The organism is Anaerofustis stercorihominis (assembly GCF_024623185.1).
In the GTDB taxonomy this organism is placed as follows: domain Bacteria; phylum Bacillota; class Clostridia; order Eubacteriales; family Anaerofustaceae; genus Anaerofustis.
The window spans coordinates 44429-68766 of record NZ_JANJZK010000013.1 but is presented as its reverse complement, the minus strand read 5'-3'; the positions used below and the strand labels follow the sequence as shown (position 1 = coordinate 68766).

The window sequence follows — 24338 nt, the reverse complement described above, 5'->3', positions numbered from 1 at the left end:
TATTAACATTAATATAAGATAAAACTTTTATTTATAGGAGGAAGGGAAGCAACTGTTTCATAAAATTCGGGCAGCTTTGATTGTTTACTATTTTGAAGAAATAGACAAATTTTATTTATAAAATATATACAATCTTTTGACGGATAAACAACATGAGCGAATTTGCGTCAGCAATATTTGAGGCTTCCTTTAATTTATCCAGTCGCTTTAAGCCACCACCGCGGCTTGAGTGGAAATTGTGACTATTTTAAGATTTCAAAGAAATTTTACTAAGTTTAACAAATTAAACTTAGACATGCTTTAGCATGTTAAATAACATGAGCAAATTTTCTTTATCAATATTTGTGAATTAGTTTTTGGAAAATATTGATGGGGTTTTAGGGGTAGCGCCCCTTGAATGTTTTTTTTTATTAAAGAAAATATTCATTGACAAAAATAAAAAGTAATGCTATATTCATTTTAGAAATAAAAAAAGATTGGAGATGAAAGGATGTTTAATTTTTCTTGCTAGTAAAAAAGGAAACATACAAAATAATATTATTTTTTAGTATCTTAATTTTTGTATGTTAAAAGCAAGAAAATCACATATTCTTTCAAATCTATTAGTCATATATAAAATATGGGTATGATATATTTATTATCTGCTTACCTGCTATTAGACCGCAAGAATTGATTTTCTTGCGGTTTTATTAATTTAAAGGAGGTAATTATATGTCAATAATAAATATAAACAATTTAACTTTTACTTACGACGGGACATATGAAAATATATTCGAAAATGTGAGTATTAATATAGATTCAACATGGAAACTAGGGCTTATAGGAAGAAACGGAAGAGGTAAGACCACTTTTTTAAATCTGCTCATGGGCAAGTATGATTATAAAGGAACAATAAATACAAAAGTAAACTTTGAATATTTCTCCTTTGAAATAGAGGATATAAGTAAAATGGCAATAGAAATAGTTGAAGATATCAACCCTAACTACGAATACTGGCAGATATCTAAGGAACTCAACTTACTGAGTGTAGATGAAGAAGTATTATATAGACCATTTTATATCTTGAGTAGCGGAGAAAGAGTAAAAATAATGCTGGCTTCATTGTTTACAAAGGAAAACAGCTTTTTACTTATAGACGAGCCGACAAACCACTTGGATATGGAAGCTAGAGAAAAGCTTACAAAATATTTGCATTCAAAAAAAGGATTTATACTGGTATCCCACGACAGAACTCTTTTGGATAACTCCGTAGACCATATAATATCAATAAACAGAAATAAAATAGATATACAAAAAGGAAATTTTTCTTCTTACTTTATCAATAAAGAAAAGGAAGATAAATTTGAACTTACACAAAACGAAAAACTCAAAAGTGAAATATCCGAGTTAACAGAGGCAGCCAGAAGAACTACCGGCTGGTCAAATGAAGTTGAAAAGACAAAGTATAACAAAAGAATTTCAGGTTTAAGACCGGACAGAGGTTTTATAGGACATAAATCCGCAAAAATGATGCAAAGGGCAAAGGCAATAGAAAAAAGGAGGAATGCTTCCATAGAAGAAAAATCGAAGCTTCTTAAGAATATCGAGAAACAGGAAGATTTAAAAATAGTGGGAAGTGAATATCATACAAATCTGCTTTTGAGGCTCAACCATTTAAAAATATATTATGACGATAAAGAAGCAGTCCATGACGTTACTTTTGATATAAATAATGGTGACAGAGTTATCTTAAGAGGAAAAAACGGTTCGGGTAAATCGAGTATTTTAAAACTGATTTTAGGTGAGGATATAAAATACTCGGGAGATTTATATAAGGGAAGCAGACTAAAAATATCCTATATTTCTCAGGATATATCTTTTTTAAAGGGCAGTTTCAAGGATTTCTGCTTTAATAACGGTATAGACGAGACGATTTTTAAAACAAATCTTAGGAAATTAGACTTTGAAAGGTCGGAATTTGAAAAGAATTTGGAAGATTTAAGTTCCGGGCAGAAGAAGAAAGTCCTTATAGCAAAGAGCCTTACGGAGAGAGCAAACCTTTATATATGGGACGAACCTCTGAATTTCATAGATGTTTTTTCAAGAATGCAAATCGAAGACGTTATCTTAAAATACAAACCAACCATGATAATAGTGGAACATGATAAGACTTTTATAGAGAAGGTCGGAAGTAAGGTGGTGGAACTGGGATAAAATTATCCTTAAAATAGCATTATAATTATATTAATAATATTATATAATAATTAATTATCTAGATATTATTTCCTTTCAAGTTTATAATTTATTGGGGAGGAAATTATGAATAAAAAAATAAAAGTCATACTCTATTTTATTGTAACTATACTTGCAATCAACGGATTTTTTAATCTCCCTATTTTTACAGATGAAGTTAATCAAGTATCAGAAATTGCAGACAGGATGAAAATGCCTATCCCGAGTGACAGTGCAATAATATACTATAAAAATACTCATGGAGGTTTTCTCGGAGATGGGATGACTTACGGAGTATTAAAATTATCGGATAAAGGAAATAAAGAATTTAGAAAAACCTTTTTTAAGAAAAGTGTAAATAAATTGCCTGTGACAAATAACATAAAAAAACTTATAAAAGAATACTTTAGTGATGATGAAGATATAGAAATAGGATCTGAGGAATACTATATAAGTAAAACAGTCGTGACTTTCCCAGAGGAAATAAAAAAAGGCTACTATTATTTGATTGACAGAAATGCAGGAGACTATCCGGAGGGAAATATAAGTCCATTAAAGATGTAGATTTAGATAATGCATGTTCCTTTGATATTTCCATGATTGTATATGATGAAGGTAATAATGAAATATTTTTCTATGAAATCGACACATAAAAAAGCAGCAAGCTAAGCTTACTGCTTTTGATTATTTACCTACCAATTCATTTAAGAACGCAAGCCCCGTATCGCTCGCTTCCGCAACGGTCTTTTGGATATCCTCCATAACCCTCGCGAAGAACATTTGAGCTTCCATGAATTCTTTGATATCGGATATGTTTGATATAGTGCTGTAAAGTATATTAAATTCTTCGACTCTTTTTTCGTCGGGCTGTTCGCCTTTCATTTGAGCCAAATAGAATTCATATTGAAAATCCATAAAATTCTTTATCATCTTTTTATGTTCTTCGTTTTGGTCTACTTTTACCGCAGCATCCTTATACCTTTTAAATTCATCGCTTTCCTTGATTGCCTTTGCTAAATCATTAGCCTTGTCATAAACATTCATTATAATTCCTCCTATAAATTAATCTATTTTAACATACATAAGTATAGGTAAAATCATAGGTCTGCGCTTAGTATTATCATATAAATACTTCTCAAGCTCATATTTCATATCAGCTTTAATGCTGTTATAGTCAAATAATCTGTCTTTATACTTATTTAATACTTTCTTAGCCTTATCTTTAGCACCGTTTAAAAGCTCTTCACTTTCTCTCATGTATACAAATCCACGAGATACGATACCCGGACCGCTTACGACTCTCTCTTTGGTAAGAGAAACAACTACAACGAAAAGACCGTCTTCGCTTAGTTTTTTTCTGTCCTTTAGGACTATGTTTCCGACGTCTCCTATACCGAGACCGTCTATCATTATAAGTCCGTTCGGAGCTTCTCCGTTTACTTTTGCTTTATCGCCTATTTCAAGTATATCTCCGTTTTTCATAACGAAAATATTTTCTTCTTTCATACCAAGTTCCATAGCTAAATCTTTATGCTTTGAAAGCATTTTATATTCGCCGTGGGCAGGCATGAAATATTTAGGTTTGATAATGGAATGCATCAATTTCAATTCTTCTTTTTGAGCATGTCCCGAAACGTGTATACCTTCTGCACCTTGATATACCACATCCGCTCCAAGCTCAAATAAATTATTTATTACATCCGCAACTGTTTTTTCATTACCCGGTATAGGTGTAGCGGAGATTATTACATAATCTTCATTCGTTATTTTAAACTGTCTGTGTTCACCGTTAGCCATCCTGCTAAGTGCAGCCATAGGCTCTCCCTGTGAACCCGTAGTTAAAATCACTACTTGTTCGGGAGCATAATTATCTACGTCATTGAGTTCAATCATGATGTTATCGTTGAATTTAAGATACTTAAGCTCTTTTGCAACTCCGATAACATTCACCATACTTCTTCCGCTTATCGCTACTTTTCTTTTGAATTTCTTTGCAGCGTCAAATACCTGCTGGACCCTATGGACATTCGTAGCAAATGTAGCAAGGATTATCCTCTTGTTAGCACCTTCTTTGAAAAGCGTATTAAAAGTCTTCCCTACGCTTGCTTCCGATTTTGCATGTCCGTCTCTTTCCGCATTGGTACTGTCGGCTATGAGTAAATCTACACCTTCCGCACCTATTGCAGCCATTCTTTGAAGGTCAATCTGCTGATTGTCTACAGGTGTATAATCCACTTTGAAGTCCCCTGTATGGAAAACCGTTCCGCAGTTTGACTTGATATAAAGCGCACAGCTGTCGGGTATGGAATGGTTCGATGTTACGAATTCAACACTGAAACCTTTTACCTTAACTATATGACCTTGTTTTACTATATGAAGCTTGGCACTCTCGTCAAGCCCGTGCTCTGTAAGTTTTCTTTTCAGTAAACCTATTGTAAGCTTCGTTCCGTAGATAGGGATATTTATCTGTTTCAATAAATAAGGGATAGCTCCAATATGGTCTTCATGACCATGTGTTATAAAAAGACCTCTTATTTTATTTCTGTTTTCGATGAGATACGTAAATTCAGGTATTACTATATCGATACCGTACATATCTTCATCGGGGAATTTAAGACCGCAGTCAACTATAACGATATCGTCTTCGGTTTCAAAAACCGTAAGGTTCTTACCGATTTCGCCAAGTCCTCCCAGTGGGATGACTTTTAATTTTTTAGCCGGCTGATTGTTATTTGTCTTCTTATTATCGTCTTTTTTGACCGGTCTTGGTTTCCTTCTTTGGTTAGTATTTCTTCTTGTTCTGGACTTAGTCTCATTAGTAGTGTTAGTTTCTTTTTTTTGTTTCGGAAGCAATGTTTTTTCTTCCGTTTCAATTTGTTTTACATTTGTTAAAGGTGTTGCTTCAAAATTATTATTTCTAAATGCCATTTTATACCTTACTCGCTGTAGTAAAACTCACTAACTCTATTAAATTCGTCCTCGTCCGTAACTTCTTTAACCACTAAATTATCTTCGTCTTCTTCTTCGATAATGAATAGATACGCATCCTCATCATTATCTTCTTCATATAAAACCAAATATGACTTATCTTCAAATTCAAATTCATCTTCCACTAAAAAAGAAATCTCTTCCCCTTCTTCGTTCTTTAGAACGATCACGTCTATTTGTTGTTCTTCACTCATTTAAAAACCTCCTAAATTATTATTATAATCAAGATATGATGATAAAATAATCTGTGCAGCCATCATATCAATTACTTCTCTTTTTTTTCTCCAGTTGACTCCGCCGGCTTCCAAAGCTCTCTCGGCTTCTTTTGTGGAAAGCCTTTCATCCCAGAGTTCAACGGGGATATCTATTTTTCCTTTTAAAATATCACAAAATTCTTCGGTGACCAAGGCTCTTGTGCCTCTCTCACCGCTTAAATTCAAAGGATGACCCAAGATAACAAGTCCTGTGTCATATTCTTTTATGTATTTTTTTATCTTTTCAATGTCTTCTTCTATGTTCTTTGTCCTCTTTATCACACATATTCCCTGTGCGGTGATATGCAGTGCATCGCTTACGGCAACACCTATACGGCTGTCTCCGTAATCAAGAGCTAATATCCTTTTCTTCAACAATTTCTCCTTCTTTTTACAAATAGCAACTAAAACCTACTTATGTTTTAAATAAGTAGGTTTTAGTATAAAAATTTTCAGTTTTATTTAAACGTACTTTTACTATTCACAATCCATTAAATACTTATACAAAACGAGCTCTAAAATCTCATCTCTCTCGATTTGTCTTATAAGCTTTCTCGCATCTTTATAAGAGGTAATATATGTTGGGTCTCCACTCATTATATAACCTACTAATTGATTGACAGGATTGTATCCTTTTTCTTCCAATGCCGCTTTTACTTTTTTGATAGTTTCTTCTATAAGTTTTGAACGATCGTTATCCACGCTGAACTGCATTGTATAATTGCTATTACTGTTACTTGTTCCCATAATATCACCTACCTATAATAAATTTTACATTATAAATTATAATTATTCAAGTTTTTTATTGTTTTCTTAACAATTTATAATCTTTCTTTAATAAATCCTTTTGCATTTTCTAAAGCCATATCCGCTTTTGAAATGTCTTTTATCCCTGCCTGAGCCATATCGGGTCTTCCGCCTCCGCCGCTTCCGATACTTACTGCAACGTCTTTAATGAACTTACCGCAGTTAAATCCGCTTTTGACTGTCTCTTTAGACGCGGAAGCAATCATAAATCCTTTTTCTCCCGACACGCTAACTAGGAATACAATCACGTTTTCGACCTTATCTTTGACTTTATCACTAAGTTCTCTAAGATCATTCATATTAAGACCGTCTACTTTTGCAAATACACATTTTGTTCCATTTACATCAAAAGCATTGTCTATGATGCCCGAAACAACATCTTTATTTGCTTCTTTTCTGAATGCTTCAAGTTCTTTTAATAAAGATTTGTTCTTATTTAGTAGTTCATCTACTTTTTCTATTATATTATTATTATTTAGTCTTAATTTGTCTTTTATTGTCTGAAGCTCATGATATTTTTCCAAACTTTCTTCGATAGCACATTTTCCCGTTATGGCTTCTATCCTTCTTACTCCGCTTGCAACGGAACTTTCGGAAAGTATCTTAAACATACTTATATCATTTGTATTATTTACATGACAGCCGCCGCAAAGCTCTATGGAATAATCCCCCATTTTAACTACTCTTACCTTACTTCCGTACTTTTCACCGAATAAAGCGGTAGCACCAAGCTTCCTGGCTTCATCTATATTTGTTTCAAAATAATTTACTTCATCTTTATTTAAGATTTCGGCGTTAACTCTTCTTTCTATTTCATCAAGTTCTTCATTAGTAACTTTTTCAAAGTGAGAAAAGTCAAATCTAAGCCTTTCACTGTCAACATAAGAACCCGCCTGATTTACATGTTCACCCAACACTTCTTTTAAGGCTTTATGAAGAAGATGAGTAGCGGAGTGATTTCTCTCGGTATTTAGTCTGTTTTGTTTATCCACCGTCATACTGTACTCTTTATCCGCTTCGAGACTTCCGGAAATGATTTCCACTTCATGAACGAATTTATCTCCGCTTTTTGTTACGCTTTTGACTTTAGCGTTTACTTTATCATCTTCTATCTTACCGATATCGTGAACCTGTCCCCCGCTTGTAGCGTAGAAAGGTGTCCTGTCGAAGATAACAAGTCCGCTTTCGCCTTCGTTCAATGTATCCATAGCTTCATTATCTTTAATGATTTCGATTATCTTACCTTTATCGGAAAGGCTTTCATATCCGGTAAATTCGGTGCTTGGAAGATTTGCGATAAAGTTTGTCAAATCACCTTTATAGCTGACGATTTCTTTGTTGCTTCTGGCATTTCTCGCCTTATCCTTTTGTTCCTGCATTGCCTTTTCAAAACCGTCCTTATCTACTTTAAGTCCTTTTTCTTCGAGTATCTCTTCTGTCAGTTCAAGAGGGAAACCGTAAGTATCATATAATTTGAAAGCATCTAGACCGTCTAAAGTATCTCCCTTTAGATTTTCGATAAGTTCGTCGATCATGCTTAGACCTTGATTTACCGTTTCATTGAACTTTTCTTCTTCGATATTTATAAGCTTTAATATGGTAGTTTCTTTTTCTTTTAAAGCTGGATAAGCTTCTCCTGAAATTTCAATTACCTTTTTGGCAACGCCTTCCATAAAATGACCTTCGATACCGAGAAGTTTCCCGTGTCTCATTGCTCTTCTTAAAATCCTCTTAAGAACGTATCCCCTTCCTTCGTTGGAAGTCAGAATACCGTCACTTGCCATGAATACACTGCTTCTGATATGGTCGGTGATAACTCTTATTGAAACATCGTCATTTTCGTTTTCACCATATTTCTTGCCTGATATTTCACATATATAATCAAGGATATATCTGATAGTATCCACTTCAAAAATATTGTCCACTTCCTGAACGTATGCGGCAAGTCTTTCAAGTCCCATACCCGTATCGATATTAGGATGTTCGAGTTTGTTGTAATTACCTTCTTTATCCTTATCGAACTGAGTGAACACAAGGTTCCATACTTCCATATATCTGTCACAGTCACAGCCTACACCGCAGGTAGGGATGTCACAGCCGTATTCTTCTCCCCTGTCCACATATATTTCACTGCATGGTCCGCATGGTCCCAAACCGATTTCCCAAAAGTTATCTTCTTTACCTAGCCTTGTTATCCTATCATCCGTAAGTCCGATATCATTTTTCCAAATTTCTGCTGCTTCATCATCATTTTCATAAACCGAAACATAAAGCTTGTCCTTATCCAAACCGATTTTTTCGGTTAGGAATTCCCATGCAAAAGCTATAGCTTCTTTTTTAAAGTAGTCACCAAATGAGAAATTACCCAGCATTTCAAAAAAAGTACCGTGTCTGGCAGTCTTACCTACGTTATCTATATCAGGTGTCCTGATACACTTTTGACATGTAGTCACTCTTTTCTTCGGAGGGACTTCTTCACCTATAAAATATGGTTTTAAAGGTGCCATTCCCGAATTTATAAGTAGCAGGCTTTTATCGTTATGAGGCACCAAAGAAAAGCTCTCAAGCCTTAAATGTCCTTTGCTTTCATAGAATTCCAAAAACATTTTTCTAAGTTCGTTTAATGAATATTTTTCCATATATTTCTCCCAAATTATTTAATACTTATATCTCCTGATTTTTTAAGTCCTTTTGCCGTAAGTATAGGACCTGTGATTTCAAAAATAAATGTTGCGCCCATTATTATATTTAAAAACAATGGACCGTAATCGGGCATCATCCTTGCAGCCGCAACAGCCAGTCCGACGCCGACTCCCGCCATAGGCATCAAACCCATACCGAGATAATTCCTTGTGACTTTATCTGTCCTTGCCATTTCACATCCGAGGAATGCACCGAGTATCTTACCTATAAACCTTGAAACGACAAAAGCTATACCGATAAGTCCGAGACTCAGTACGACCTTTAAATCAAGGCTGTAGCCTGCAAGAACAAAGAAAATCACATATATAGGGTTTACCGCTTCTTCGGTAAGAGCAAATACTCTGTCATATCTTGAACAGTAATTTGCAATAACGCTTCCCACAGCCATACAAATCAAAATAGACGATAATTCAAAATAAATACCAAGCCCCGTTCCTACAAGGACCGAAGCACAGCTTATAATAAGGACTTGTGACTTATCCCTTCTGATTTTTCTTTCAACAAAACAGAATGCTATACCGATAACTGCACCTATACCAAGAGACAACACTATCTCTATAAGAGGTGAAATAAGTGCACTGTACAGATTGAAATGCCCGTTTATCATCGATTCGGAAACCGCACATGCGATACTGAAAAGAAACAGACAAACCGCATCATCCAACGCTACAACGGTAAGTATGGTATTGGTAAGTTTACCCTTAGCTTTATACTGCTTGATGACATTTACCGTTGCGGCAGGAGCCGTAGCGGCGGAAAGAGCACCGAACACTATCGATAAAGGTAAATCAGAGGTAGCTAAAAATACACCGAGAGTAACAACGATGATCGTAACGCTCGCCTGAACGATTGTTATAAGCACTACCCCGCTGCCAAGGCTTTTTATCTTATCTATATTAAAACTCTCTCCTATATTAAAGGCTATAAATCCAAGAGCTATATCCTGCAAAAAGTTAAGCTCTGTAAGTATATTTTTCGGAACTACGCTAAAAAACGATACCCCCAGAATAAGCCCGGCTAATAAATACCCCGTCACAGCAGGCAGTCTGAACTTACCGCAAATCTTACTTGCAATAAAACCGCATGCAATAAATACTCCGAGAGTTAATAATTCATCCATTTCTACACCCCAGTTAACAACTTTCCTTTGCTTAATTCATAAAAGCTTCTATATCTTCTGCTTCTTTGATTATATCCTTAGTTAAAAGAGCATATCCGTCATTTGTAACAAGAACATTATCTTCTATCCTTATCCCGATACCTTCTTTTTCAAAATAAAGACCGGGTTCAACGGTAATGACATTTCCGGGAACCAGAGGTTTATCTTTTTCAAAAGGGTCATGGCAGTTAAGTCCGATAAAATGAGATACGAAGTGATAATAATAATCATTGACTTCTTCTCTCGTTTTTATAAGCCCAAGTTCTCTTAGACCGTCTTCATAAATATCTATGACTATATCATTTAACTTTGACAGTGTCACTCCGGGTTTAACATTCTCTATAACAGCTTTATTGGCTCTTAAAACCAAATCGTATAATACTTTCTGAAGTTTAGTAAATTTACCGCTTACAGGATAAGTCCTGCTTACATCGGCACTGTACTTATCTACACCGCTCCCGCAGTCAAGTAAAACCAAATCACCTTCTTTGACTTTATCTCTGCATTTTATATAATGAAGAGTAGTAGCATTTTTACCGCTCGCTACTATAGTCGGGAAAGGTATTGTATCTCCGTTTTTTCTTGATACATAATCTATTGTAGCAGCGATTTCAGCTTCTTTTATCCCCGGTTTTGTGATTTTCATAGCCATGTTAATAGCTGTTTTTAAATTTTTTGCACCTTCATAAATACATTTAACTTCATATTGGTTCTTGACTTCTCTAAGTTCATTCAAACATCTTTTTAAATTATAAAATTCTACATTATCAAAAACCTTATACATTTGTTTAAACATCCTAAGATTTAAATTATAATTCTCATCGTTATTTGTCTCGTCTATCAATGAATATATCCTTTGAAGGTCTTGTCTGTTTCCTATATCGTTTATATATTTTTCAAACTCTCCAAGGTATAAGACTTTTTCGATACCGCTTATTGCCATCGTTTCGGGAACGCTTAACTTTACCCCCGTCCATTTTGAAGACTTCTCATCATTCTTTGGAATAAACAGCTTTTCTTCAATATTTTCATTTTCCTTATATAATAAAAGAATAGAATTTTCTTCATCAATCCCCGTAAGATAATAAAAATCTCTGTTTACTTCAAACTCATAATCATTACCGTTTTCGCTTTTTATCAATTCTCCGGAAAAAATTATCGCCGCTGAATTATTTTCCATATAATCAAGGACTTTTTTCCTTCTGTTTTTTAAATCTATATTATTCATAAAATGCCTCTTTTTTCCTTTGTAATTAACTTATTTATTTTACCATAGTAAAGTTTTTTTATCAAGAATATAAAAACTATAAAAATAAAAAGCCCCGATTTAATAGGCTTTTTATTTTATACATTTTAAATTCATATTAATTAATAAACCAATTCAATTATATTTATATTATTTTACTTATTTTTCAACTCTTCTATTTGATGTTCCAAGATTCTAATTCTCTTTTCATACAGTGCACATCTTTGTACTAAAGATCTGCTTCTATTGTTTAATGTAGATACTATTGATGTTATTGACATAAGCAATATAATTATAAGGAATATTGTAATCGCAAATACACCATTGGTCAATTCTAATATTCCCATTTTATGAATTATCAATCTTATAAACTCGGGAAAAATCACAACAAATAACATCAGCAATCCAGATAGTAACCACAACAATGAATATTTTAAATTTAATCTTTCCTTCTTTAATAAATGTATTATACATACAAAATATATTAAAATTGCTATAACCATTACAATTCTAAGTGTACCGTTCATATTATTAACCTCTTACCTTACCTGATAATCTTTTTATTATTATTGCTAAAGATACTTTAATCATAAAATAAATGGACTTAAAGCTTTTTATGGAACTTTCGCCTTCTACTCTCTCCCTCATGATTACAGGGAATTCTTTTAATCTAAAACCATTTATACTAGCCGTAACTATGGCTTCAGGCTCGGGATAATCTGATGCATAATCATATGAAAATAATTCTATCATTTCTCTGTTTACAGCCCTAAATCCACTTGTTACATCATATATCTTTACACCACAACAAAACTTTATAAGAAAACTTAAAAACTTTATTCCCATTCGCCTTAAAAAAGACGATTGAAATCCCTCATTATTTATAAATCTAGAACCTATGACACAGTCTGCTTCATCATTAACAATAGGTTTTATTGCCTCTTTGATATAAGATGAATCATGCTGTCCGTCACCATCGAGCTGTATTACTATATCATAATTATTTTCTTTGGCATAGATATAACCGGATTGTACTCCACCTCCAATTCCTAAATTTAAGGGCAAGTCCAGGTAATTAGCATTTATTCTATCAAGAACTTCTTTGGTATTATCTTTTGAACAATCATTTATTACTAAGTAGTCAATAGAAGGATTATTTTCTTTTAATTCCATTAAAACTTTTTCTATACTTTTACTTTCATTATATGCCGGTATTATTACTAAAACTTTCATTTTTATTCTTTTATTTTCCTTAATTCTTCATTATTATTTAATTCTTTTATTGCTACTACTATTAATAAAAATATACTTTGTACAATAGGATATGCATACCTAAATCCTGCATAGGGACCTGCTATCATTATTAAATAACTGGCTATAGTTGGAACCATAAACAGTATTAAATCTTTTTTCTTTTTAAGAATTCCAAAAACTATAATTAAAATACATATCCAAGCATAAGTACCCAATCCCATAAAAATATTTATGCCAGGGATTTTTTTCATTAATGTTGTTAAAGAAAGAAGCACATCTCTTATTCCTTTTAAAGATTCTAGAGGTGTTATCCAAATATTATGTTTTGATGATAATTCAACTTTTTCGTTTGTCTTTTTATCTATATAATACAAATATTTTTTTTCTCTATTTATTTTAATATCAGTATATACATTTTCAGGTGAATATTCATTTTTAGTCTTTTTAATATTGTATATATATTGAAATGTTGAATTATCAGTTAATTTAATTTTGTTTGCATACATATATTTTAAACACCTATCCATTTCATAATCACTATAATATAAAAAGGTCAAAGAATTTGGGTTAAAATAATTAGCATTATTCATATAAGTAGCTTGAAAGTATGTCAAAGGATGTTTAAAAAACATTTTAAACCAAGTTTTAAAATAGGACGATTTATCTTTACCAGTACAATCCGCTCTGTAAGAAAAATCTTTAATACCATCAGACATTGTAGGATTATAATTCTTTTTTATTCTATCATAGTAAAGTACTTTATTTATATTTTGCTTTTCTTCACTCGTCACTTCTTCACCATGTTTAGTAATATATAATCCAGTTTGTTGAAAAGGTATACTATACATTTCAGCTGATTTCCCTTTAGATATACCAAGAGAAGGAAGTAAAATACTTGAAAATAATACTTGAAATATAAATATTGGTATAAATATGCTAAATGTAAGGTTCTTCCAATGTTTTTTCCTGTAAAGTATTAAAATCATACCGGTTATTGCTGAAACATATATACCATGTTTAACAATTGACATTATAAACAATTGACATACAGAAAAACATATAAGAAATTTTTTATTATTTACAACTTCATCAGTATTAAATACTAATTTATAGAACATTAACAAATAAATTAAATAGAAGATTCCAAATATATAATTTTTAACTATTGTAATTGCTGCCATAGGGAATAAAGGTAAAATAGAATAAAAAATCAAACCAAATAAACATACATATCTGTTAATTCCTTTTTCTAAACTAAAATATATTAAATAACTGAACAAATATAAGCTAATACAAACTTTAATTAATACAAAAAGAAACATTCCAAAATTAAGACTATTAAACAATTTTCCTATGTTTAAAAAAATCGAAATAATAAATGTTAAAAATACTGGGTGGCTATCATTAATTACAATATTTGGAGATAACTGAACAGACGTACGTAAAAATGAAAAGTTACTAAGACCATAAATTTGTCTTATTTGATCTACAGTATCTAAATTCAACATAGCAGGATAATAAGCAATGATATATGGTATCCAGCAAGCAAAAATAAATATTGAACAATAAATAATAATCTTTTTTTTATTTTTCACAATTGTTGCTTTAGAAAAGTTGTAATCTAATAAAAATTTTAAGTTTTTAAATATTATGGTTATTAAACAGTATAAAATTAAAGAATAACCTATTATTTTTAAAGAAAATCTTAAAATAATATAATTTGTGATAATTTCTCTATTCAGAATTTGAAATAAGAATAAAAAGAAAGATAATATTATACTTATACTTACCAACGCTATCGTTTCTTTTTTATTTAAATTATAATGTTTAAATGTATAATAAATTAACATAAAAACTGATATAAAAATAAAAAAACAAAACAACGGACCTGTTGAAATCGAAAGCCAAATATCAGAAAATATTCTTGTTATTAAATTTGAAACAATATTCTGATCTCTTAGAAATTGTAAAATTTGTTTTTTTGAATGACTTTCTAAACTAATTACCAATGATAACGAACTTAAAATAGATAATAAAATATACAATAAATTCTTTTTTTTACTCTTTTTATATTTAATCAGCATAATTAATCTCCTTAATTAAATATTAATCATATAAACCAAAATCTGTACTTTTTGATAAATTAAAATTTACGCTATTATTTTATTTCCTTTGTATTAAAAATCTAGTTTATATGACTTTATATCTTATTTACAGTAATAATTTTATTACTAAAATATACTATCATATTTCTACCAAAAAGTACAGTTTTTTATAATTTTAAATGAATTTATTTTTTCCCAAATGAAAAGATTTAATCAAAATTAATAAATTTGTTTTAATTTTGATGATAATAAAAAAAGAGATTTAATCTCTCTTTTTTATTAATTATTAATATTTTTATTAAACTTGCTTATAATTTTAGTTATAAAATATTCTTAAACCTAATTACTTAATGATTTATCTAAAATTTTTAATAAATAACTTTTGAAAAACCACGAATATTATTATAAAAAATGACTGTAATAATGGATATAAATATCTAAATCCGGCATAAGGACCTGCTATTAATATTAAGTAATTAACGATTGTAGGTATTAAAAATAATATAGTATTTTTATCTCTTTTAAAAAAAGCAAAGCCTAATAAAACAATAAATATCCAAGTATAACTTGCCATAGAGAAGAATAAACCTATTCCCGGAATTTTACTGGCAATATTAGTTAATTCAAATAACATATCTCTAAAAGAATCAAATTTTACATTTGAACTAATCCATAAATTGTTATTATTTTTTAATTCATATTCCTTTTTTGTTTTCTTATCTTTGTATATCAAAGTCTTTTCATTTTTATTTAATTCAGTATTATTTAATACATCTTTATAGCTTAAGATTATTTTTTGATTTGTATCTTTGACAGAGTAAGTTCTCATGGTGGCCCCTGTATCTGATAAAAACACATCGTCTGATACTAAGAATTTTGTACTTCTTTCCATATCCTTATCTTTATAATAAAACCATACTTTTTCATTTGGATCAAAATATGAAACATTATTTATAAATGTAGCATCAAAGTAACATAGAGGATGCTTAAAAAACATCTTAAACCATACTCTTATATAAGATTTCATGTCATTTAATGTATGATTAGACCTATATGATCTATCCTTTATACCATCGGATTTAGTAGGATTATAATTTTTTACAATTTTATTATAAATTAAAACTTTATTAATAGTTTCTTTTTCACTTGAAGTCACCTCATTACCATAATAAGTAACATATCTAGCTGTTTGCTGAAAAGGAATACTATACATCTCTGCTGACTTGCCTTTTGAAATTCCAAGTGCAGGTAATAACATACTTGTAAATAAAATTTGAAAAATTAAAATAGGTATAGTTAATACTAAACTTATTTTTTTCCAATATTTAAATTTATAAAATAATAAACCAATACCACTTAAAAGTACTATATAAATTCCATGTTTAATAAGTAACATCATTAATAGTTCTATTATCGCAAAATAAAATAAAAAATTTTTATTATTTATATTGTCTTTAACATTATACGCCAGTTTAAAAAACATCATAATATACATCAAATAAAAGGCACCAAATAATGATGTTTTACATAATGTATATGAATACATAGGAATTAATGGAAATAAAGAGTAAAAAATTAAAACAAAAAATACAACTTTTTTATTTACGCCAAGATTTAAAATAAAATATAAACTGTACGAAAATACCAAAATATTTATAAAAACTTGAATTATAGAAAATAAGAATACTCCAAATCCTAAATTATTAATAAGTTGTCCCAATTTAATAAAAATGGATAATAAAAATGTATTAAAAACGGGATTACTATCATTTATAAAAATGCTTGGAGATAATGGATTAGAAATCCTTAAATAAGTAACATTCGTAAGCCCAAATATTTGTCTAATTTGGTCAACACTATCATCCATTAATATTCCGGGATAATAAGCAATTATATATGGTAACCAGCAAAAAAATATAATTAGTGCACTAAATAAAATAATTTTATTTCTTTTATTTAAAATAAAATTATTATTTAAACTATTTTCGAATAAACAAAAAATATTTTTATACAATAAAATTATCATATTGTAAAATAAAAAAGATAAACCAACCATTTTTACTAGAGACTTCAAAATGATTACCTTATATATCGTGTCTAAATAAACTATTTTAGAATAAATAACAAAGAAAGAAAACACAAAACTTAATATAAAAAAACAAATTTTTTCACTTCTATTAACACTATATTTTTTATTTACATAACAAAATAGAATTAAAATAGATAAAAATAAAAAACCTAATAAAATAATATTTTCATAAGTTAATGAAAATTTAAAATCAATTAATACTTTATTTATGGTATTATAACTTAAATTGTTATTAGCTAAAAAATTATTTATTGTTTTCATTTTTACAGGCTTTACATTTATTATCAATGATATTGATGAAATAAATGATAAAAGCAATATAAAAAAATATTTTATTTTATACTTTTTATTCAATTTACTTTCTCCACATACAAAAATAAATATACTTTATATTTCTATAGAAATAAATATAAAAGTACATTCGTAATTATTTAATTACTACTTTTTATCTTTAAAAATTAATAGTTTACTAAAAACATAATTTAAAATAACTACCGTAATACTTACAATAATCTTTGAAAGCATTCCTTCTATTCCAAAAATCATTTGATTTAAACCTAGATTAATTAATATAGGAACAAATAAAATTTCAAAAGCACCTGTACCTAAGCGAGTAGAAACAAATAAAAACAATTCTTTACAAAATATATTGATATCCCATCTTTTACTATCAAAAACCCATATTTTATTTGTAATAAATGCAAATATTGTAGCAAAAACCCATGATAATATATTTGAAATAAAAATATTAATCCCTACATATTTAATACATATACAATAAGAAGCCCAATTAACTACAGTTGTACCAACTCCAAAGACAAGATATAAAATTAATTCCTTATATTTTTCGTAGTACTCTTTTAAAATATTCATAAATATATTTTAATCCTTTTACTTATTTTTCAACTCTTCTATTTGATGTTCCAAGATTCTAATTCTCTTTTCATACAGTGCACATCTTTGTACTAAAGATCTGCTTCTATTGTTTAATGTAGATACTATTGATGTTATTGACATAAGCAATATAATTATAAGGAATATTGTAATCGCAAATACACCATTGGTCAATTCTAATATTCCCATTTTATGAATTATCAATCTTATAAACTCGGGAAAAATCACAACAAATAACATCAGCAATCCAGATAGTAACCACAACAATGAATATTTTAAATTTAATCTTTCCTTCTTTAATAAATGTATTATACATACAAAATATATTAAAATTGCTATAACCATTACAATTCTAAGTGTACCGTTCATATTATTAACCTCTTACCTTACCTGATAATCTTTTTATTATTATTGCTAAAGATACTTTAATCATAAAATAAATGGACTTAAAGCTTTTTATGGAACTTTCGCCTTCTACTCTCTCCCTCATGATTACAGGGAATTCTTTTAATCTAAAACCATTTATACTAGCCGTAACTATGGCTTCAGGCTCGGGATAATCTGATGCATAATCATATGAAAATAATTCTATCATTTCTCTGTTTACAGCCCTAAATCCACTTGTTACATCATATATCTTTACACCACAACAAAACTTTATAAGAAAACTTAAAAACTTTATTCCCATTCGCCTTAAAAAAGACGATTGAAATCCCTCATTATTTATAAATCTAGAACCTATGACACAGTCTGCTTCATCATTAACAATAGGTTTTATTGCCTCTTTGATATAAGATGAATCATGCTGTCCGTCACCATCGAGCTGTATTACTATATCATAATTATTTTCTTTGGCATAGATATAACCGGATTGTACTCCACCTCCAATTCCTAAATTTAAGGGCAAGTCCAGGTAATTAGCATTTATTCTATCAAGAACTTCTTTGGTATTATCTTTTGAACAATCATTTATTACTAAGTAGTCAATAGAAGGATTATTTTCTTTTAATTCCATTAAAACTTTTTCTATACTTTTACTTTCATTATATGCCGGTATTATTACTAAAACTTTCATTTTTATTCTTTTATTTTCCTTAATTCTTCATTATTATTTAATTCTTTTATTGCTACTACTATTAATAAAAATATACTTTGTACAATAGGATATGCATACCTAAATCCTGCATAGGGACCTGCTATCATTATTAAATAACTGGCTATAGTTGGAACCATAAACAGTATTAAATCTTTTTTCTTTTTAAGAATTCCAAAAACTATAATTAAAATACATATCCAAGCATAAGTACCCAATCCGAAAAAATATTTTATAATAGTGATACCTTGAAGTTTTGAAGTTATTTTATATAATATACTACGTACATGTTTAAATGGATTTTCAAATTGAAGCCATATCTTATTACTAGGCTCCAATTCTATTATTTTTTTAGTTTTTTTATCTATATAAAATATATTCCTATTACTTCTGTCAATCTTTATTTTTGTCACACTATCAGTAACATATTTTTTATCCGATCCCTTAACTGAATATTCATAATTAATTTTATGATTGTTACCCCAAAATACTTTGCCGGCACACATATAGGTTGTAGCTCTATCCATATTATTTTCTTTATAATATAGTTTAGGCTTATATTTAGGATTAAAATATCCTGCATTATTCATATAAGTTGCTTGAAAATAGGTTAATGGATGTTTAAAAAACATTTTAAACCATATTTTAAAATAAGCAATTAAGTCTTCACTGCTGCAATTTTGCCTAAATGAAGCATCTTTCATTCCGTCTGAAAGTATAGGATTATATTTTTCTTTTATTCTATTATAATAAAGGGAACTATTTATTGCTTCTTTTTCATCTTTTGTTATTTCATTTTCATGCTTTTTAACATATAATCCCGTTTGCTGAAAAGGAATACTATACATTTCAGCTGATTTCCCTTTAGATATTCCCAAATAAGGAAGAAGTAAATTTGTAAATAATACTTGGAATATAAATAAAGGAACAAATAAACTAATTGCAAGCTTTTTCCAGTATTGTTTTTTATTTATTATTAGCACAATTCCCGATAATAAAACAATATATATACCATGTTTTATAAATAACATCATTAATAACTGACAAATGACAAACTTAATTAAAAATACTTTATTACCTAAACTTTTTTCTGAATTATATATAATTTCATAAAACATAAATAAATATATAAAATAAAATATACCAAAAATCATGTTTTTTACTATGGTCACTGCATACATTGGAAACATTGGAAATAGAGAATAAAACAATAATCCCAATATACATAAATATTTATTTATACCTTTTTTTACTCCAAAGTATATTGAATAGCTAAACAAGCTAATACTCATAAATACTTGAATAACTACATATAAGAAAAAACCATAATTAATATTTCCCAATAATTGACCCATTTTAACAAAAATAGATATTATAAATGTTAAAAAAACAGGATTACTGTCATTTATAACAACATTTGGATTTATGGGATCACTAACATACAGTAAAGTTTTATTGGTAAGCCCTATTATCTGCCTTAACTGATCAACAGTATCTCCCATAAACATAGCAGGATAATGAGAGATTATATAAGGTATCCAACATGCCAATATAAATAAGAAACTACCAATAATAATTTTCTTTTTATTTTCTATAACTTTTTTATTATCAAAATTTTTATATACAAATTTATCAATATTTTTATAAATAATTGAAATTGAACAATATAAAATCAATGATAATCCAAGTATTTTTATCCAAAATCTTAAAATAATATAATTTGTTATTAACTCCTTATTCAAAATATCAAATAAATAACAAAATACAGAAAACATAACACTTAGTAATGATATAACTATTATCTCTTTTTTTGTTAATCTAATATTTTCAAAATAAAATTTTATAAGTAAAAATATAAAAACACATATAATTAAATAAATTATTATATTTTTATTTACAGATATAAATAAGTCTGAGAATACTTTAGTTATTACATTAACACTGATATTGTGATCATTTAAAAATCTTGTTATAGATATTGAAGTATGACCTTTTAAATTAAATAAAAATGAAAAACCACAAAAAAAAGATAATAAAATAAGAATAATATTTTTGAAGTATAGTATTCTTCTTCGCTTATTCATAATTCCCTCCATTAAATATAAAGTATATAAAAAACAATACAAATTTTGTTACATATACTGTACTTTTTGATAAAATTATGTTAGAATAAAAAAATAACAAATATAAGATATTGTAATTATTACATGTTATAATATCTATAAATATATTTCATATATAAAATATATTTACTTATTTTGATTTGTTACATTAAGTACAGTTTTTGACATGATATAAAATTCAATTTAAATAAATAACCTAAAATTTCCTACTATATAATTTTCAATTCAGGTAATAATATAATTAGAAAATAAAGAAAAGGAGATTATTAAAATGAGTAATAAAAATCAAAACAATCAAAATCAATCTAATAAAAACAACCAAAACCAATCTAATAAGAATGAACAAAATCAATCTAACAAAAATAATAATAACCAATCTAATAAAAACAACAACCAAAACAGATAATGTTAACGCATTAAATTATATTAAATAAAAAAGAGAGAATAAATCTCTCTTTTTTATTATCTTGTTCTTATTGCTTTTACACTACTCCAAGGTCCGTAATATTTTTTTCCTGAAATAGTTTTATAAGATCTTACTCTTACATAATATTTGCTTTTTGATTTTAACTTAGAAAAATTAACCCCTGTTGTTTTATATGATTTAACATTTATCGTTTTCTTATTTTGTGTAAAACGTTTATTTCTTGCAACTACAATTTGATATCCACTGCTCTTGATATCTTTAGCAAATCGCACACCTAACCTTTTATTCCCTTTAGAAATTAATTTTGTTATTTTACCTTTTTTAGGTGCTACAATAACATTAACATTCTTAAAAGCTTTATCATAAATTCCTGAAGCTTTAACATTTATTTTTATTGTTACTTTTCCCGGATTTTTAGGAACGACTATACCTTTAGAACTAACATTAGCAACGTTTTTATTACTGGATGTATAACTAAAAGAACTTGATCCGATAGTCTTAGCAAATAAAGGAAATCTTTTTGCACCTACATAAATTTTATATGTTGATTTACTTGTAGTTATTTTTCTTTCTTTTGATTTTACAATAATCGTAACATCCTTAGAAGCGTTTTTATAAAATCCCGTAGCCGCAACATCTATTCTTATTGTTACTTTTCCAGGCTTTTTAGGAGTAACTACGCCGTTCGAATTAACAGTAGCAATATTTGTATTACTGGATTTATAACTGAAATCAGCAGTGCCTGTTGTTTTGGCAGATAAAGAGAAAGGTTTTGCACCAGCATAAACTGTATACGTTGTCTTAGCGGTAGTTATGTTTCTTGACTTAACAGAATCTTCTTTTTTAACGAACTTATAATTATTTCCATCTTTTTGGTAATATGTTATTGTAGAATTATTTGCATTCCAAATTGCCGTATTAAAAGATTTGGAAACATTGTCATTAAATTCTATTAAATAAAATCCCTTAAAATCACTGCTTGCGCCAGAACATAATTTTTTTATGGACTCTTCGCTGGAAGCTGTTATTTTTGAACAATAATAATCCATATCTTTTCCGTATACAAAACTGGAAGAAGCAGATTTTGTACAATTAAACAAACCGCATTTTTTATCTACATCATTTGTATTTTCGAATACGGATGTAGAATATCCGCTTAAGTAAGCATCAGGATAAAAATATAATATAAGCTCTGCAGCCATTGCGGATTCAATATCTATAACATCCAAATTCTTTAGTTCATCTTGCTTCCACTGATATAAATCGGTAGGTGTTGCAGGATGTCCTTTATAATAATAAATATATTTATCTCCATAATATGCCATTGTAAATCTTGCATAATCTTTAAAATCCTGTTCTTTACCTGCTACATTAACAGTATTACCTACTGTTGTACCTAAGAACAGCATAACTTTTTTATTTTCCTTTTCTGCTTTTTCAAAATAACTGTCGTTAAAATTATATAAAGCCTTGAATTCAAGTTCTGTCCTTAATCCTTTTGCTTTCAATGCATTCAATAAATCATTTATGTTTACTCTGGTAGCTACACTTTTTACATCTGAAAGCATATCAGCATTTTGTATATTAAAAGCATCAGTTCTTGCAACCCACCATTCATAGCCTTCTTCTTTTGCTATAACATAAGGATAATAAATCAAGCCTGTAGTAGTAGCTCCATTAGTGTATGGGATCTTGCTTAAATCAGGAATTTTTTGTGTATCGTAAGCTTCTTTCTTCAAATTTTCCCAAGTTTGCTTCATTTCATTATATCTGTCTTGAGGATTAGCAACATTGAATACACTGTTGAATGGCCAATATGAACCTGTACCGTCAGAGAGCATCGTTACTTCAAAATTACTTTCGGGTATTCTGTTTTTATAGAAAAGTGCAAGTATTGTATAAGAATAAATATCTACACTATACAAATGGAACTTTGCATTATTATCCAATGAATATAAATCTTTTACATAAGCTGCCATCTGATTAGCTGTTCTCGGTGCAATGCTTTCCCATTTTGTATGATTTGGATTTTTAATATATGGAACTTCGTAAACATTTTCCGGCAATTCATTCCAGTCATATGAATATGGTCTTTCTAAAACCATGAATGTTGGAATCGGATCCCCAGACGCGTTTTTGGTTATATCCCACAATTTGAGTGTTGCATATGTTACAGGAAAAGTACCGCAAAGTGACGCTAAATTATACTCTTCTGCCTTTATACCAATATTAGTATTTTTAGTGGTATAAACTTTTTTAGAACCTTTATAAAACTCGGTTTTTACATTCCACTTACCATATGCAGGAAATTTTATACTCACTTTCCCTGATTTTGCCGATAAAGATGAAAGCGTGATAGTATTGTTATATGATTTAGTTGTCTGCCCTGCGTAAGACATTGTCGCAACTACCTTTGCTTTATCCGCATAACCTTTTTGAGTAAGCTTATCATACATAGGTATATATACTTCTACATTAGTATAGTTTACTTTTTCTTGTTTATATTCTATATAATAATATGGAGTCGATGATTTAGACTCTTTTACCGATGTAGATTTCTTTACATCCGATTGAACACTCTTTTCATCACTTGACTTATTATTATTTTTTTCTTCATCGATTGCATTTTTATCTGCTTCATTTTTTGTTACATCCACAACCTCAGAATCATCAGCATTCTTCACTTCATCAGAAACAACTGTCTGTTCTTGTGACATCATTTCTCCATCTTCATCCATAGCAAAAGATAGAGAAGGGACTATCGTAATCATCAGCATCAAAGCTAATAAAACGGCAATAAATCGTTTTGATTTTTTCATTGTATCTCCCCTTTTCTCAAATTGATACTAAACCTATAGTTTTTGTAAAAAAAATCTTACTTTATGACACAATTAGACAATTTTTATATGCTTATTTAATTAAATAAAAAAGACCCTTTTATATAAAGGGTCTTTTTAAATTCAGTATTATTTTATTAATAATTTA

The 24338-nt window shown here is 29.0% G+C and carries 20 protein-coding genes; 3 read left to right on the top strand and 17 right to left on the bottom strand.

What is annotated here, in order from left to right:
* Positions 1 to 711 precede the first annotated feature (711 nt).
* Together abc-f and NSA01_RS08450 are read left to right on the top strand one after the other, a co-directional pair.
* Entirely contained in the window at positions 712 to 2193 is a 1482-nt protein-coding gene (abc-f, locus tag NSA01_RS08455; RefSeq protein WP_257481033.1) for a ribosomal protection-like ABC-F family protein, read from the top strand.
* Positions 2194 to 2298: 105 nt separating this feature from the next.
* Entirely contained in the window at positions 2299 to 2775 is a 477-nt protein-coding gene (locus NSA01_RS08450) for a hypothetical protein (RefSeq protein WP_257481032.1), read from the top strand.
* 120 nt (positions 2776 to 2895) lie between these two features.
* Here NSA01_RS08450 and NSA01_RS08445 read toward each other — a convergent pair whose 3' ends face one another.
* The 16 genes from NSA01_RS08445 to NSA01_RS08370 all read right to left on the bottom strand — a co-directional run bounded on the left by NSA01_RS08445 (position 2896) and on the right by NSA01_RS08370 (position 20887).
* Entirely contained in the window at positions 2896 to 3255 is a 360-nt protein-coding gene (locus NSA01_RS08445; RefSeq protein ID WP_257481031.1) for a YlbF family regulator, read from the bottom strand.
* An 18-nt stretch (positions 3256 to 3273) separates the two neighbouring features.
* Entirely contained in the window at positions 3274 to 5139 is a 1866-nt protein-coding gene (locus NSA01_RS08440) for a ribonuclease J (RefSeq protein ID WP_257481030.1), read from the bottom strand.
* A gap of 8 nt (positions 5140 to 5147) precedes the next feature.
* A complete protein-coding gene (locus tag NSA01_RS08435; protein ID WP_257481029.1) occupies positions 5148 to 5393 on the bottom strand; it encodes a DUF1292 domain-containing protein in 246 nt (81 codons plus the stop codon).
* Entirely contained in the window at positions 5394 to 5828 is a 435-nt protein-coding gene (gene ruvX / locus NSA01_RS08430) for a Holliday junction resolvase RuvX (RefSeq protein WP_257481028.1), read from the bottom strand.
* Between the two features lie 102 nt (positions 5829 to 5930).
* Positions 5931 to 6200, bottom strand: coding sequence for an IreB family regulatory phosphoprotein (locus NSA01_RS08425; protein ID WP_257481027.1), 270 nt, complete (start codon positions 6198 to 6200; stop codon positions 5931 to 5933).
* 74 nt (positions 6201 to 6274) lie between these two features.
* Complete coding sequence (alaS, locus tag NSA01_RS08420; RefSeq protein ID WP_257481026.1) at positions 6275 to 8899, bottom strand: alanine--tRNA ligase; 2625 nt, start codon at positions 8897 to 8899, stop codon at positions 6275 to 6277.
* A gap of 14 nt (positions 8900 to 8913) precedes the next feature.
* Positions 8914 to 10083, bottom strand: a complete 1170-nt coding sequence (locus tag NSA01_RS08415; RefSeq protein ID WP_257481025.1) for a cation:proton antiporter — start codon at positions 10081 to 10083, stop codon at positions 8914 to 8916.
* A gap of 31 nt (positions 10084 to 10114) precedes the next feature.
* Positions 10115 to 11350: an aminopeptidase P family protein gene (locus NSA01_RS08410; RefSeq protein ID WP_257481024.1), complete on the bottom strand. Its 1236-nt coding sequence runs from the start codon at positions 11348 to 11350 to the stop codon at positions 10115 to 10117.
* 173 nt (positions 11351 to 11523) lie between these two features.
* Positions 11524 to 11895 (bottom strand): DUF2304 domain-containing protein, encoded by a 372-nt coding sequence (locus tag NSA01_RS08405; RefSeq protein ID WP_257481020.1) that lies wholly within the window; start codon positions 11893 to 11895, stop codon positions 11524 to 11526.
* Positions 11896 to 11899: 4 nt separating this feature from the next.
* Complete coding sequence (locus NSA01_RS08400; RefSeq protein ID WP_257481019.1) at positions 11900 to 12601, bottom strand: glycosyltransferase family 2 protein; 702 nt, start codon at positions 12599 to 12601, stop codon at positions 11900 to 11902.
* A gap of 2 nt (positions 12602 to 12603) precedes the next feature.
* Positions 12604 to 14706, bottom strand: coding sequence for a DUF6020 family protein (locus NSA01_RS08395; RefSeq protein WP_257481023.1), 2103 nt, complete (start codon positions 14704 to 14706; stop codon positions 12604 to 12606).
* 376 nt (positions 14707 to 15082) lie between these two features.
* The gene (locus tag NSA01_RS08390; RefSeq protein ID WP_257481022.1) at positions 15083 to 17170 is read right to left on the bottom strand and encodes a DUF6020 family protein; all 2088 of its coding nucleotides are present in this window, start codon (positions 17168 to 17170) and stop codon (positions 15083 to 15085) included.
* 84 nt (positions 17171 to 17254) lie between these two features.
* On the bottom strand, positions 17255 to 17689 hold the full coding sequence (locus tag NSA01_RS08385; protein ID WP_257481021.1) for a GtrA family protein: 435 nt from the start codon (positions 17687 to 17689) through the stop codon (positions 17255 to 17257).
* A gap of 18 nt (positions 17690 to 17707) precedes the next feature.
* Complete coding sequence (locus tag NSA01_RS08380) at positions 17708 to 18079, bottom strand: DUF2304 domain-containing protein (protein WP_257481020.1); 372 nt, start codon at positions 18077 to 18079, stop codon at positions 17708 to 17710.
* 4 nt (positions 18080 to 18083) lie between these two features.
* Positions 18084 to 18785, bottom strand: coding sequence for a glycosyltransferase family 2 protein (locus NSA01_RS08375; RefSeq protein ID WP_257481019.1), 702 nt, complete (start codon positions 18783 to 18785; stop codon positions 18084 to 18086).
* A gap of 2 nt (positions 18786 to 18787) precedes the next feature.
* Positions 18788 to 20887, bottom strand: coding sequence for a DUF6020 family protein (locus NSA01_RS08370; protein WP_257481018.1), 2100 nt, complete (start codon positions 20885 to 20887; stop codon positions 18788 to 18790).
* 310 nt (positions 20888 to 21197) lie between these two features.
* On the opposite strand from NSA01_RS08370, the gene NSA01_RS08365 reads away from it, so the two are divergent.
* Positions 21198 to 21332, top strand: coding sequence for a hypothetical protein (locus tag NSA01_RS08365; protein WP_257481017.1), 135 nt, complete (start codon positions 21198 to 21200; stop codon positions 21330 to 21332).
* Positions 21333 to 21388: 56 nt separating this feature from the next.
* Here NSA01_RS08365 and NSA01_RS08360 read toward each other — a convergent pair whose 3' ends face one another.
* On the bottom strand, positions 21389 to 24172 hold the full coding sequence (locus tag NSA01_RS08360; protein ID WP_257481016.1) for an Ig-like domain-containing protein: 2784 nt from the start codon (positions 24170 to 24172) through the stop codon (positions 21389 to 21391).
* Positions 24173 to 24338 lie beyond the last annotated feature (166 nt).